General features: G+C 46.1%; 12 protein-coding genes. 7 read left to right on the forward strand and 5 right to left on the reverse strand.

What is annotated here, in order from left to right; genetic code table 11:
* Positions 1 to 95 precede the first annotated feature (95 nt).
* Positions 96 to 1,280, forward strand: coding sequence for a M24 family metallopeptidase (locus AC58UX_RS28860; protein WP_497259224.1), 1,185 nt, complete (start codon positions 96 to 98; stop codon positions 1,278 to 1,280).
* A gap of 306 nt (positions 1,281 to 1,586) precedes the next feature.
* On the opposite strand, the gene uraA is transcribed toward AC58UX_RS28860, so the two are convergent.
* From uraA to AC58UX_RS28885, 5 genes are all read right to left on the reverse strand, one after another.
* The gene (gene uraA, locus AC58UX_RS28865; protein WP_497259226.1) at positions 1,587 to 2,855 is read right to left on the reverse strand and encodes a uracil permease; all 1,269 of its coding nucleotides are present in this window, start codon (positions 2,853 to 2,855) and stop codon (positions 1,587 to 1,589) included.
* Positions 2,856 to 2,982: 127 nt separating this feature from the next.
* The gene (clpP, locus tag AC58UX_RS28870) at positions 2,983 to 3,564 is read right to left on the reverse strand and encodes an ATP-dependent Clp endopeptidase proteolytic subunit ClpP (RefSeq protein WP_497259228.1); all 582 of its coding nucleotides are present in this window, start codon (positions 3,562 to 3,564) and stop codon (positions 2,983 to 2,985) included.
* Between the two features lie 60 nt (positions 3,565 to 3,624).
* Positions 3,625 to 3,921 carry a hypothetical protein gene (locus AC58UX_RS28875; protein ID WP_497259230.1) on the reverse strand — a complete coding sequence of 99 codons (297 nt, stop codon included), beginning with the start codon at positions 3,919 to 3,921 and terminating at the stop codon, positions 3,625 to 3,627.
* Positions 3,922 to 3,933: 12 nt separating this feature from the next.
* Positions 3,934 to 4,527, reverse strand: coding sequence for an ArsR/SmtB family transcription factor (locus AC58UX_RS28880; RefSeq protein WP_497259232.1), 594 nt, complete (start codon positions 4,525 to 4,527; stop codon positions 3,934 to 3,936).
* 344 nt (positions 4,528 to 4,871) lie between these two features.
* Positions 4,872 to 5,813, reverse strand: a complete 942-nt coding sequence (locus AC58UX_RS28885) for a helix-turn-helix domain-containing protein (protein ID WP_497259234.1) — start codon at positions 5,811 to 5,813, stop codon at positions 4,872 to 4,874.
* Between the two features lie 88 nt (positions 5,814 to 5,901).
* On the opposite strand from AC58UX_RS28885, the gene AC58UX_RS28890 reads away from it, so the two are divergent.
* The 6 genes from AC58UX_RS28890 (at position 5,902) to AC58UX_RS28915 (ending at position 15,036) form a co-directional block, all read left to right on the forward strand.
* Complete coding sequence (locus AC58UX_RS28890; RefSeq protein WP_497259236.1) at positions 5,902 to 7,773, forward strand: ADP-ribosylglycohydrolase family protein; 1,872 nt, start codon at positions 5,902 to 5,904, stop codon at positions 7,771 to 7,773.
* A 210-nt stretch (positions 7,774 to 7,983) separates the two neighbouring features.
* Positions 7,984 to 8,961, forward strand: a complete 978-nt coding sequence (locus tag AC58UX_RS28895) for an ABC transporter permease (RefSeq protein ID WP_497259238.1) — start codon at positions 7,984 to 7,986, stop codon at positions 8,959 to 8,961.
* Positions 8,962 to 9,087: 126 nt separating this feature from the next.
* Positions 9,088 to 9,852 carry a carbohydrate ABC transporter permease gene (locus AC58UX_RS28900; RefSeq protein WP_497259240.1) on the forward strand — a complete coding sequence of 255 codons (765 nt, stop codon included), beginning with the start codon at positions 9,088 to 9,090 and terminating at the stop codon, positions 9,850 to 9,852.
* A 118-nt stretch (positions 9,853 to 9,970) separates the two neighbouring features.
* Positions 9,971 to 11,497, forward strand: a complete 1,527-nt coding sequence (locus AC58UX_RS28905; protein WP_497259243.1) for an extracellular solute-binding protein — start codon at positions 9,971 to 9,973, stop codon at positions 11,495 to 11,497.
* A gap of 86 nt (positions 11,498 to 11,583) precedes the next feature.
* A complete protein-coding gene (locus AC58UX_RS28910) occupies positions 11,584 to 13,230 on the forward strand; it encodes a response regulator transcription factor (RefSeq protein WP_497259245.1) in 1,647 nt (548 codons plus the stop codon).
* Positions 13,231 to 15,036 (forward strand): sensor histidine kinase, encoded by a 1,806-nt coding sequence (locus tag AC58UX_RS28915; RefSeq protein WP_497259247.1) that lies wholly within the window; start codon positions 13,231 to 13,233, stop codon positions 15,034 to 15,036.
* The last annotated feature ends 12 nt before the right edge of the window (positions 15,037 to 15,048 follow it).

A 15,048-nucleotide genomic window follows, 5' to 3' on the forward strand; every position in this document is an offset into this window, starting at 1 on the left:
AAAGAACATGAAATAGTACTGATTGAGCGATGAAGGTTATTTCAATGTATAATGAGGGTGAGGTGTTAATCTACGGCGTATAGGAGTCGATTTATATGACGATTTTTCAGCAAAGGCAGCAGTGGCTGCAAGATGAGATGCGTAAGCGAGGGTGGTCAGGCTTCCTGGTCACACACCATGTCGATATATATTATTACTGCGGCTCGATGCAGACCGGGTATTTGTTCATTCCGACGGAGGGCGAAGCAATCTATCTCGTTCGTCGCAGTTTGGTACGCGCGGAGGAGGAAGCGGCAGCGGCCGTCGAAGCGCTCGGCTCTTGGAAGACGCTCGGCGAGCGGCTTCGCGCTCGCTGTGCGGTTGATGCAGCGGCGGGTGAGACGCTGCGTGTGGCGACGGAGCTGGACATGTTACCCGTCCAGCTTTACTTGCGCTTGCAGACCGCGCTGCCCGGCGCGGTCTGGGAAGATGGCTCGCTGCTCGTGCGAGAGCAGCGCATGATCAAATCGCCGGACGAAGTCACGGCGATTCGGGCGGCCGCGCGCGTCGTGGACGACGCGCTGGAGGCGGTCATCCCCCACATTCGTGAGGGGATGGCGGAGTTTGAGCTGATGGCGCTCATTGAGCATCAGCTCAGGCTGCGCGGGCACCAAGGGCTGATGCGCATGCGCGCGTACAATTCCGAGTTAATCACCGGAATGGTCGCGTCAGGCGCTTCGGCAGCGGTGCCGACGTATTTTGACGGGCCGGCCGGGGGCACGGGGCTTCACCCGTCCAGCCCGCAAAGCTCAGGCCGCGCGCTGATTCGGCGCGGCGATCCGATCCTCGTCGATATCGGCTGCACCATCGACGGATACTTAATCGATCAGACGCGTACGCTCGTGATCGGGGATCTAGACCCTGAGCTGCAGCGAGCCTATGACGTGGCGGAGGCGGTCCTCCGCGCCACGGAAGCCAGGCTGCAGCCTGGCATGATTGCCGAGCATCTGTATCTGCTCGCGCTGGATCAAGTGCAGGAAGCGGGGCTGAGCGCCCACTTCATGGGGTACGGCGCTGACCAAGTGAAATTCCTTGGTCACGGCATCGGGCTCGAAATCGACGAACTGCCCGTTCTCGCCAAGGGCTTCAAATACCCGCTGGCACCCGGCATGGTCATCGCGATCGAGCCCAAGTTCACCTTCCCGGGACGAGGTGTCGTCGGTATAGAAGATACGTATCTGATCACCGATGATGGATACGAGAAATTAACGCTATCCCGTGATGGGATACGGCGATTATAGGAAGAGCCCCGCGGCGGATGCTGCGGGGCTTTTACGCGTTTGACGCTGATTTAGAAGCTTAGTTGTGGAACGTCATTCCCCTATTTGACGGGAAAAAGCGTTTTTGATATCGTTGCGGAACCTCATTCCGTTATTTGCTGCTTTTTAGCGCGAAATCGCGGGAATAGCGGACGCTCGTTCCGCAACTCGTAGAATATGTCCTGTTTTCCGAGATATAGTGGAACCACGTTCCGTATCTTAGTCGGCTCAGTCATATAGCTTAGTTTGCACCGCTTTGCCGATTCGCTGTCGTTATCCCTTAGAATCCTACTCATTCGTAAGCTTCAAAACCTCCAGCAGCTTAAAAAACAAACTAAGCACAATCGTAGCGACCGTTGCTAGGGCCATACCTTTCATTTCAAAATGCCCCCACTTCAATGTCGCTCCGCTGAGGCCGATGACAAGTACAACGGTCGTTAGAATTAAGTTGATCGGTTTGGCATAGTCGACTTTGGTTTCCACGAGCATTCGGATTCCGGATGAGGCGATAACTCCGAAAAGCAGCAAAGATACCCCGCCCATGACAGGCGTTGGAATGGTTTGAATCAGAATGGCTATTTTCCCAACGAAGGAAAGGATAATTGCTAGGATAGCGGCGCCCCCGATGACCCATACCGAATAAATGCGGCTGATGGCCATGACGCCAATGTTTTCGCCGTACGTGGTGTTGGGCGTTGAGCCGACGAAAGACGATAGCATGGTGGAGACACCATTTCCAAGCAATGATCTGCTCAGACCTGGATCTTTGGATAGGTCCTTACCGACCATATTTCCGGTGACGATTAAATGTCCGATATGCTCCGCAATAACGACTAGCGCGGCTGGTGCGATAATAATAATACTCGGCCAGTCGAACGAGATGGTGTAAAAGGTGGGGATTTTAAACCAATCTGCGGAACGCAAGGTGTCTCCAATTTGTATCAATCCCAATACAGCCGCAAGCACGTATCCAGCGATGATGGCTATCAGAATCGGAATGACCTTCAAAATCCCTCGAAAAACAACGGACCCGATGACACCGACCAGTAACGTAAAAATGGATACGGTTACTACGGTTGGATCCGGCGACCAGCCCGCTGGTGTACCACTTGGAGCAATAAGACCCGCCATACCAGCTGCTGTCGGCACAAGCTCTAGTCCGATAACGGCAACGATAGCGCCCATGGCTGCATGTGGAAAGACAACATCAATCCATCCCGTTCCAATGACCCGAATCAATAAAGCAACAATGGTGAAAATCAATCCAACCACTAGAAATCCACCCAATGCGGCACTGTAACCTTTGGATGCCAGCACGATGAAAACAGGTGAAAGGAACGCGAAGCTTGAACCTAAGAAAGCTGGTATTTTCCCTTTTGTAATAAAAATATAAATCAACGTACCGATCCCATTCATCAGCAGGATAGTGGCAGGATCGACCTTAAATAAAATGGGTACCAGCACGGTGGAGCCAAACATCGCAAATAAATGCTGCAGACTAAGTACAATACTTTCTCCGATAGGCGGACGTTCATCAACTTGAACGATGCGAGACACACTGTAACCTCCTTGTTGTTAACTGCTTAAAGGATATATTACCCAAATTTTCGTTATTAAAAAAAGGACAGCCCAAAAGTCAGATAAATGACCTTAGGTGCTGCCCTTTTTAATAAGTTAGAAGCTATTAAATCCGTTCAATAACTTTATCAATCAACCCATACACGCGTGCATCCTCAGCGTCCAAGAAGTAATCGCGATCTGTATCCAGCTCGATTTTCTCAATTGGTTGTTTGGTGGTTTGGGAAAGGATACCGTTGAGAACTCTGCGCGTTTTGAGAATATGCTGAGCACGAATGTGAATATCACTCGCTTGCCCTTGCGCTCCTCCCCAAGGCTGATGAATCATGACTTCGGCATTCGGGAGAGCGAAACGCTTCCCAGGTGCACCTGCGGTTAGAAGAACAGCGCCCATGGAGGCTGCCATACCTACACAGATCGTGGATACATCAGGTTTAATGAAGTTCATTGTGTCATAAATCGCGAGTCCAGCTGACGTAGATCCGCCCGGCGAGTTGATGTAAAGGGAAATATCTTTCTCCGGGTCCTCCGCGGAAAGGAACAATAATTGAGCAATAATCGCGTTCGCGACTTGATCATTTACCTCTGTACCCAGGAATACGATGCGATCTTTCAGCAAACGGGAATATATATCGTACGAGCGCTCTCCGCGCGCGGTTTGTTCGACAACCATAGGAATAAAGCTCATTGAAATCATCCTCTCTATGATGAAAATAGTATTGTTTAAGCTGGTAAATGGTTTAGCCCATTAAGCGGCTTTGCATTGGATTGAATTTGTATGCACGACTTGTTTCTGACCAAAACCAGAGGAAATCACAATGAGACGAATAGGCTCTTCATTATAATTCGTAGGGAATTCTCGAACGGTAACCGTTGCTTCGGTATCTATAGTGGCGGCATCTTGTCGGCGATAGGTATCGAAGTCAATAACATTGCTGTTGGAAGAGTTTTTTGAACTGCGTTCTCTCGGCTGTTCCCAAGCAATGACAGGTGAAACTGATGACGAAGTTGTCTCCTGCGGCTCTTGCTTTTGCTCATGACTCATAGTAAATACCTCTTATTCCTTCGGTTTGGGGTAAATAGCTAGTAAAACATGGTATGCATCTTCAGCCTTATCCTGAACCCCGGAGTATCTTTCTACTAACTGCTGGACCATCGCCGCATACTCCTCAATGAACGCTTGTCGCTGCTGCTCCGTACATAGCTGAACTTGAAGCTGCAGTGTCGCGCTTGGAATCTCTTCGCCGACGTCAGATTGCTCCATGAGCAGCATGGCATCTCGGCGGATTCGCTCGGACGTCGTCACGAGATGAGCGAGGGAGCTCTGATCTTTTAGCTTTTGCAAGGTTTCCGGCTTCATGCTCAGTGATTCGGCGAGCACAAAGGTTTTGGCAATCGATCGGTAGAGCACCTCGACCAGATTGCGCACTTGGCGTGTGCCTACGCGCTGCACTAAGCCGGCTTTCTCCAACGCTTTCAGGTGATAGTTGATGCGCTGAGCGGTTTCACCTAAGGTTCGCGCCACTTCTGCGGCGGATCCCGGCTCTAAGAGCTGAGCGATGATTTCACTGCGAAGCGGATTGAGCAGCACCGTTGCCTGCTCGGGGGACTCGATGTAGTAGCTGTCTTGAATTTCATTTTCTTGTGGCATGGAGTGGATGGCCTCCGTGTACAAAGTATATGTTACGTAAAAATATTTTATTACGTGGAAAAGGGAAAGTCAATGGGCTTTGGCTGATGAGGGAGGAGGAATCGTTTTGGGTGACAAATAAGTTTTGAAGTAGACAATAAAGTTTTGAAGTAGTAACAAATAAAGTTCTGATTTCGGCTAGATTGTATAGTACCGAGATTAAGGACCTTGGTCCTTTGTCAGCAACTGCGTTCACTCCATTGGGTGAACGCATCTTTATTTTAGGGGGAAAGCAGGATGAATAGAGGTAGTGCTATACTCAAAACGCAGATGAATTTCTGATGCAGTAACAAGTTATAAGATTTTTAAGCGTTGGGTAGCAGCGACTGATTTCGGAAATGCTGCGGAGATATCCCCTCCAACCTTTTAAATATCCTACTGAAATAAAAACTGTCTTGAATCCCCACTTCTTCCCCAATTTCTCCGATAGTCTTGTCAGAGCTTAGTAGCAAATGCTTGGCTCTTTGCACCTGTAACTGATGTACATACTGGACAATTGTGGTTCCGGAATACTTCTTGAATACTTGGCATAAATACTCATATTTTCGGTCCAAGCTCATTTCTAAACTTCCTCTATTAATATCTTTATCAAAATAATTATTCAATTGGTTAACTAGTTTTCGATAAGTAATATAGGACACTGGAAAGTTGGTGTCATGGTGACTTTGCTCTAGGAAGTCATTCGCGATCGAACGTAGGATTTCTCCAAGCAATAGAGTTTGGTGAAAACGGAAGTATCCTTTTGGCGTATTCGATTCGCTAACAAGTTTTTCAAATAGCTCAAGCAATTGAAACCTGCGCCTGGATAAATGGACCTTAGGAATAACAAGAAGATCTTCATGACTATTAGCAGTTGTACGCAACTCCGTTTTCTCCATATGGACAATATTAAGGTCGGGTACTCTAGTATGAATAAATGGGCTGAGCTCAGGATTAGATGAGAATTGAGTCCAAAAAAACAAACCCTGTCGCTCTCCGCGGTCCCATCCTGTATGTTTTTCCCAAGGCAGTAGAAGAAGCGATTCTCCTGTTTGCAATGTGTACCGTTGATTATTTGCCTCAATCCTAATGGGTCCTTCAACAGCAACAATGAGCTGATAAAATGGATTTTCATGCGTTCTTTGGAAGGATGCTGAATTTGCATCGAATAAATCAGCCCATTTCACATCAAGTGCTGAGAGCCTAGATAACGAATAATACATGTCAACCGCCTCTTTTTTTCTCTGCGACATATCAATATCCTCCATGGTATCGGCTTGCACACGATATTATAATTACGTTGAATTCCTATTGAGCAGTTTACCGTCATTATAGCAAATTGGAGGAGACAAACCTATGAGCATCAGTATCTTAAACGAAAATGATTATTATAGAACTGTTTATGGAGGTTGGCTGGGTAAAAATATTGGAGGTACATTAGGAGCTCCAGTAGAAGGAAAGAAAGAGCTATTACATCTAGATTTCTATCCTGTGCTTCCAGATGGTCCACTGGAGAACGATGATTTGGATTTACAATTAGTATGGCTACATGCACTCGAGCAATACGGACCGAAGCTCACCTGCAAAGAATTAGGTCAAGAATGGGTAGAACACATTTTCTTTCCCTTCGACGAATATGGGTATGCACTAACAAATTTGAGAAGAGGTCTCGTGCCACCTGTTGCCGGAGCGTTCAACAATCCATTTATCGATTGCATGGGGTCTCCTATTCGTTCTGAAATCTGGGCGATGGTCTCGCCAGGTGCTCCTCACGTTGCTGCGCATTTCGCCTACCAGGATGCTGTTGTGGATCATGCGGGGGGAGAAGGGGTCTACGGTGAAATGTTTTTCGCTGCGATTGAAAGCGCAATCTTCATGGAGAAAGACAGAGACAAGCTGATTGCCATCGGTATGTCCTATATTCCTCCGTCTTGCCGAACTGCGAAAGCATTGGTTGATCTTCTAAGATGGCATCGTGAAGGAAAAAACTGGTTGGAAGCACGCGAACTGATCTTAGAACATCATGGTCACGATAACTTCACCGATGCACCTCAGAACATCGCATTTACGATCTTGGGTTGGTTATATGGCAACAGCTTCGAAGATGCAATCTTAAAAGCAGTTAATTGTGGATACGATACGGATTGTACGGCGGCTACCCTTGGTGCAATACTCGGTATGATCGTCGGACCGGAAGGATTACCTGAGAAATGGGTGAAGCCTGTAGGTGATCGTGTCGTTGTTAGCCCACCTATCAAAGGATTTTCGGCTCCAAGTAATCTGGACGAGCTGACGAACCGAACCATTCGTATAGGGAAGCAGGTTCTTGCCGTCTGGGATACGAATATCGTTGTACTTCCGGGGGATCCTACCGATTTCGGAGTTAAGGCATTAGAATTGAAAGCGCCCCTTAACGAATTAGTGAACAGTAATGTGTTGATAGATCGCAGGTTGCTGCCGAACAATTCAATTGAAGCACTAAGTCTTGTCCTAGAAGTAGATTATGGCGAAAACGGACCTTCCATAGGTCGTAATCAGCGTAAGCAACTAATACTAACGATCACCAACCGTTCGACTGAAGCGTGGCAAGGAAACTTGTCCCTAGAACTACCTAACGGCTGGGAGGGTACGGAAGAACAATCGTTTAGAATCAAAGCAGGTAATGCCTCTAGTTTTACCTTTGACGTATGTTCCACTAGCAGTGCCACTTCTACATACGAACTTGCAGCAGTCGTCACAAGAATACATGACAATTCTATTTGGTCGCAGTGGAAGGAACCGATACACCTCGTTTCTGCTGCGGAATGGACAATATGGGGCCCTAATGACGAAAAAGGCGTCCATGCGATATTTCAAGGAAATCGTATCGAATGGGAAACCACATTGAATAAGGAGCTTAACGGCGTATATCGTGCTCGAACATTGCTATGTAATCCATCAGAGCGTAAGGTCAAGCTCATCGTGGCCTCCAATGGGCTCGTTTCTGCAAAGCTTAACGGTAACACCGTCATTCATTGTAGCAAGATAGAAGAATTTATGCCGGCATATCACAGAGCGCCAGAGAGCCAGCGGGTAGAAATAACTTTACCTGCCGGAAGCCATGAGCTTGAAATTGTTGCACATAGAGAGAACGCACCTCTATTGGTATACGTACTGCCAGTTGCACTACATAAAACAGAGCAGTCAGGACCGTGCTACTATCATACGGATATATTGCTATGCAACTAAAACATAGTTAACTTAATGGGTCTGCCCCGTATGTCTGATAAAGACATGCTGGGCAGGCTATTTGTATTTACGGAAAGTTTGATATAAATAATTTCTATACATTTGAGCTAGGAATCAGAAGGCTATGGCTATCGGAACAAGACTGAGGTCAGTATAATTTAAAAAAAGACACATTAGTTCATCATTTATCAGTAACTACAGGAGGTTTTTATGAACAAGCTAGCCCAACCCAAGAAGCTAGGAGCAATCAGCGTCAGAACTCGGCAGAGCAATGAGCTGCTATCGTATTTAAAGAGCAACTACGATATGTACCTGCTGCTTATTCCCGGATTGTTGTTTATTCTCGTGTTCAATTATTTGCCTATGTATGGAATTGTATTGGCGTTTAAAGACTTTGACATGTTTGCTGGCAGTAACCCGTTTACTTCTCTGCTCAAGAGCGAATGGGTAGGGTTCGAGCATTTTGATAATCTATTTGGGCGAGCTGACTTCAGACATGTGTTGGGAAATACACTCATTATTAGTTTCTACAAGTTGATTTTTTTGTTTCCCCTTCCGATTATTCTCGCTGTTATGTTGAACGAGCTTCGCATTGCGGTTTACAAAAAAGTATTGCAGACCGTTATCTATTTGCCACATTTTCTTTCATGGGCGGTTGTAAGCGGTATCTTCGTCACATTGCTCGGCACCAATGGCATCGTCAACCAGTTTCTTGATCTTCTCACTGGCCATACAATCAGCTTTCTGATGGATACGTCCGTGTTCCGCTCAGTACTGGTAGTAACAGACGGTTGGAAGGACATCGGTTGGAGCTCGATTGTATATTTGGCAGCAATAACGGCTATTGATCAGGAACAATACGAAGCAGCTACTGTCGATGGAGCTAGTAAATTCCAGAAAATCTATTATGTTACTCTACCAGGCATTGCGCCAACGATTCTGCTTCTGCTCATCTTGAAGGTTGGACATATTTTGGAAGCAGGATTTGAGCAAATTTTTATTATGTATAATCCAACGGTGTATGATGTTGCAGATATTATTGGCACATATGTCTACCGCATGGGATTAGGGCGAATGGACTTCAGCCTCGGGACGGCAGTGGGCTTATTCAATTCCGTTGTCGCTTTTATATTAATTGTATCGGCTAACGGGCTGGCAAGAAAATGGTTGAAAAAAAGTATTTGGTAAAGGGGGTGTCTGCCAATGATTAAAACGAGTATAGGTGAAAAAATATTTAATGGTATAAATATAATAGTCTTATTTCTATTAGGGCTCTTAACATTGCTTCCATTCCTTCATGTGGTGGCGAAATCGATGAGCAGTCAAGTCGCAATTAATTTGGGTAAAGTTTTTTTTTGGCCGGTCAATTTGCAGTTTAAGACGTATGTATACGTAATGAGCGATCCTCAGTTTTTGAATTCGTTTCGAAACTCTCTTGTCATCACAGTGGTGGGAACGGTGTTGGCACTTACTCTGACAGTCATGATTGCGTACCCTCTGTCGAAGCCAAAGCTGAAAGGTAGAAAGTTTTTTCTGCTCTGTTTTGTATTCATCATGTTGTTCAGTGGCGGCATGGTTCCCAATTATTTGTTGTACAAAACGTTAGGGATGATCAACACATTGTGGGCGCTTATTGTACCTGGTCTTATGTCCGTATTTAATATTTTGTTGGTCAAAACCTTCTTCGAGGGGTTACCGGAAAGTGTGGAGGAATCTGCGCGAATAGACGGAGCCAGCAACTTTACGGTGTTGTTCCGTATTGTGCTGCCAATGGCGATGCCCGTGTTGGCTGCGGTTGGATTGTTTTTTGCAGTTAGCTATTGGAACAGTTACTTCTCAGGTGTGCTGTATATTACCAAGCCGCATCTGAAGCCGTTGCAGCTTTATCTGTACGAGCTGATCAGCCAATCGACGCCGGATTCGGGGGGAGAAATCGATGTTGAACGCATGATGAATATCGATCCAGAGTCTATTCGCGCAACTACGATTATTTTGTCAACACTGCCTATATTATGCCTCTATCCTTTTCTGCAAAAATATTTTGTGAAAGGAATTACGATTGGTTCAGTCAAAGGATAAAGATAAAAGGATATAAATTTGAACTAGAAACCATAAGTTCGTCATCTTCCCAAATGAAACAAGGTTCACGATAATGTAGATATGATCAGAAGAAAATAAAAAAGAAGAGGTGTCTACTTTGCACAAAGAAAAGTATGGGGTCGTTCTATTGACAGTAGCAGCATTGACGGGGTCATTATTGGCGGGATGCAGTTCGAACGGAACAAATGCACCGGCAGCAAGCTCAACCGTTGCCCCGAAGGCGGAAGAGAAAAAACCAGTGTTGAAAGTTCTAATTCCCTTCCAGTCGTTTGATCCAAACACGGACCCTGCGGCATTACGCATGGAGAAGGAAACGGGCTACAAGGTAGAATACTTTACGTTACCGAAAGATAATGCGAATCAGAAGTTGATGTTGGAGCTTGCTTCAGGAGAAGAGTACGATATTATTAAAGTAAGCAATCAGCAGTTCACCGAGCTTCTCGGCAATGGCTCATTGCGAGAGCTGGATAGTCTGTTAGCTGCAGATGGCAAGCATATTATGAATGCGGTTTCACAGCAAGGATGGAGTTCAGCTACATCGAATGGCAAGAAATACGGCGTGCCGCTTGAAGGCGGCGGCGACGTTAACGATCCCTATGGCCTGATTCAAGGTGGAATGGGCATAAGGACGGACATCCGTGACGAATTGAAACTGCAGACGCCAAAAACGGTCGATGAGTTCTACAATACTCTGAAGGCCGTTAAGGAGTCCAAGGGAATCATTCCACTAACTGCGAGCGGATCGGACGGGTTTAATGCAACCATTGGAAGCGCGTTTGGACTCGGGGCAACTCCTTGGTACGAGATTGGCGGCAAGCTAACTGCGCGTGTAAAGACACCGCAATATTTTGAGTACGTCACATTTATGAATAAATTGTATCAGGAAGGTTTACTCGATAAAGACTTCCCAATCAACAAAGCTGCCACAACGTTGCAGAAATTTAATTCAGGTCAGGCTGCGATGTTTTCACCGACTTACTTCTGGGACATTCCGACGATATTACCAGCATTAAAGGAGAACAACGCAAAGGCAAACTTGGATATTATTACACCATTGGTTGGTAAGAACGGTAAGCCGTTTGTGTCTCAAAGAATGCAGGCGTCGGTTTACGAAGTTATTCCGAAGACAGCGAAAAACCCGGAACATGCCATGAAATATATGAATCTTCGCGCTGAACCGGGAATCTTCCTGTCGACCTACCTGGGAGAGAAAGGAAAGCATTTTGAGATTAAGGACGGTAAATACTTCCCGATTCTTCCAGCATTCGATGAATTGAAAAACTCGAAACAATTCACTGGAGCACCGAAGGCTGGCGAGGAATATAAACTGTGGATGGCACGGGCTAGAAAAACACCGGAGATGGCGGTTGCATTTGAGAAGATGAATGCGGATTTGAAAAAGGACTGGTTTCATATCGACTATACGGGTTACGCTACAAGTTTGAAAGAATCGCAGCAATATCAAGTGTCTTTGAGCAACATGGAGAAGGATTTTCTGATTAAAGCCGTTGTAGAAAAAGGCGATTTGAAAAAGCTGTATGAGACGTTTCTAGCTGAGTATGACAAGCAAGGCGGCGTAGTGCTGGCGGACGCGATGAATGCGTGGTACGCAAAGAATAAGTAAAACGGCAAGGAAATCAATACCAAGCATGCCTGGCTATTTGTTGGGCTTGCTTGGTATATTCCATAATTACGGGGAGTGAAATTGACATGCAGCGAATGATTATCGTGGATGATGAGATGTCGACCCGGACGGGCTTGCGTGATTATATGGATTGGTTTAGCTACGGTATCGAGGTTGTTGGGGAAGCTGCGGACGGTGAGAGCGGTTATGAACTCTACGAGAAACTTCGTCCCGATATTGTTATTACGGATATTAAAATGCCCAAATTGGATGGAATAGGGTTGGCGAAACGGCTGCGACAGGCCAATGCAAACGTCAAGATTGTGTTCATTAGCGGGTACGACGATGTGGATTATTTGAAGTCGGCGATGAAGATGGATGCAATTGATTATATTCTAAAACCAATCGACCGCAAGGAGCTTGGCGCCGTATTCAGTAAAATTGCCAAACTTGCCGACTCGGAAAGGCAGCAGCGCGAGTTGATGAATGAAATGACGGCGAAGCTCCAGCAAAGCGTGCCGTTGCTTAAGGAAAAGTTTCTGCTGCGTTTAATTACGGAGCGGGATCATAATGCCATTGAGCTGCAAAGACAAATCGACTTTCTGGAGTTGAATTTGCCGCTCGAAGCGGAGTATGTCGTTTGTGTTATCGCGATCGATGACCGGCAGTTGCTAGTTGAGCATATGGTCCAGAAGGACATCGAGTTGATCTCGTTCTCCATCCAAAATATTTGTCAGGAAACAATCGATCGGGTAATCAATGGTTATGTGTTCGAGTGCCGGAAAGGTATATTTGCCGCCATTCTTAGATTTCGGACAGAATCAGAAGTAGAACAGCTCTATGAAACGTTGGTTGACTTGAAGGAGAAGCTGGACGATTTCCTGATAAGGATGATGAATATCAGCGTATCGATCGGCGTAGGCAATCCAGTTCGGCAGCTTAGGCTGCTGCACCAGTCGTTCGGTCAGGCGGAGGATGCGCTGCTGCAGAAGCTGTTTCTAGGCAAAAATAAGCTTATCATGATCGATCAATTGGATTCGGAGGACTCCTTCGACTACATGGCAATTCGGGAAGAGTTGTATAAGTTCGACGCGATGTTAAAGTCGGCTGAAATTACTAGAATTAATCAGTTTCTGGAGGAACTGGCGAATCGGATGTCTCGGACGCGTCATGTCTCTGTCAAATATTGCCGTATGATCTTTCATGACATCGTCTCCGGATCATCCCGTTTTCTCGCGGGCATTCATGCTTGGACGGATCAGCAAGAGGGACAGGAGGCAGTCGTCAGGAAAAGCATCTCCAATTTGGAGACGATCAGCGAAATGAAATCCGCCGTGCAGCAGTATATGGCTGGCGTAGCTCAAAATATTTTTGATAAAAAATATAAAAAATCCCGAAATGTGATCGAAAAAATCAAAGCGTTGATTGAAGCTCGCTACAATGAAAATTTGACGATTGCCCATATCGCAGATGAAATTCATTTGACAACGACGTATGTATGTCTGATTTTTAAGCAAGAGACGGGTTACACGTTGAACGAATATGTCACGAAGGTAAGAATGGAGATGGCAATGGAGCTGCTGAAGGATTCTGGTAATCGTCTATACGACATTTGCCACGCTATTGGTTATTCGGAGCCTGGGTATTTCAGCAAAATGTTCAAGCGACATACGGGCTTAAGTCCCAGTGAATTCCGCAATCTACAAGTAGCGTTTGAACCGGAGGGAAATTAAGTGTGGAAACGAATGAGAGCGGTGCTTCAGTGGTACAAACATTCTTTGATGTCCCTGCTGGTTGGTATGAAACAGAAAAAAATATGGGGAGTGTATCTGCTTATTATCATTGTGCCGACACTCCTGTTTGTTCGACATTACTTTGAGAAAACGTCTGCCATTATGCAGGACGAAGTGGCTGATTCGATGTTGCAGGCCGTGCGACAAGTGGAATCGAATATCGCCTACCGGTTGTCCAAAGTAAAGGAGACTTCAGATAGTCTGGTGAAAAATATCGAGCTTTACAAACGCTTGGGCAGACCGCCGGAGGAGGACACGTTTCAGGCGCAGATTGAGGATATGACGCAGTTGAACAATATGATTCAATCGCTGGAGAGACGTAACGAGGTGTTAAAAATAAGGTTGTATGTCGAGGATCGCAAACTGTATGCATCTGAGAATCTGACCTACTATAGTTTGCAAGCTATGAAGAATGAAGATTGGTTCGGGCAGGTGGAACAAAAGCAGGGAGCAGCGGTCTGGCTCCGGACGCAGCAGCTTTATTATCTTAACGCGGTCGGGAGTGCGCAAGTTATTCCACTTGTTCGAACGATCAAACATCCGGATGATTTCTCCTATATTATTGGGGGGCTTGCAGTCGATATGCCGGAAAAGCTTATTTCTTCCGTGTTGGACAGCGTAAGTTTCGAAGGAGACGATATTGCGGTATATGACAAAGTAGGAAATATTGTGTCGCATGCCAACAGCGCGAAAATTGGGCAGTCCATGGACGATGAGAGCTGGAAACTGATAAGCGGAATCGAGGAAGGAATTGTAAGCGCTACCAGAGGGGAGTATCTGATTTTTAAAGCAGTAAGAGGAACGGATTGGAAGGTAGCCGTACGAATTCCGTTGGCGAACATCTCAGCAGGCAACGAGAAGTACGCCACGATCTCTACGCTTGTTATCGTGATTAGTTGTTTAATTATCTTTATTGTTTTAGTCATTTTTATTTTTGCCGTCATTACGGAAGCTATGGTGCGTAAAATACGCAACATGATAGTGATGATCAAGAAAGAAGGGGTCGATGCGGACATCGGGCAGATTGCCAGCCACACCGGTTCGATAAATAGCCTGGAAAGCAACGTCAGTCTACTGATCGGAGCCATCAAAAATCTGTCGATGGAAGCCTACAGCGCCAATGCGAAAGAGCGGGAAGCTCAGCTGAGGGCACTGCAGGCGCAAGTGAATCCTCATTTTCTGTACAATACGCTGGATACAATTAACTGGATGGCCATTCGCAAGGGTTCGGATGAGATTAGCACCATTGTGAATTCGCTTGCGCAATATTTCAGATTGTCCCTTAGTAAAGGAAAAGACATCGTGACGGTAGCGGATGAAATCAACCTGGCGAAATCCTATTTGGAGATCCAGAAGCACCGCTTCCATGAGATGTTTGAATATGAAATTACGGTTCAAACCGATCTGCTGGCTAAAAAGATCCCGAAGCTAAGTCTTCAACCGATTATTGAAAATGCGCTGCTCCACGGCATTCAACAATTGGAAGGCAGGAGTGGACATCTTAAGATTGAAGGCTGCCTGATCGAGAATGGTTATTGGCTGGCGGTCACCGACAATGGCGTCGGGATGGACGAGACGACACTGGCGATGCTGTCAAGAAATGATGTACAGGAGGAGCGGCTTAGCTACGGGTTGTTTAATGTCAAGGAGAGAATTGAGCTGTATTTCGGTCCGAGATCTGGCGTACACATCGAGTCGAAACTGCATGAAGGAACCAAGGTAGTAATTAGGGTAGCGGAGGACTAGTCATATTTATTC

This window comes from Paenibacillus sp. J22P90 (assembly GCF_059692195.1).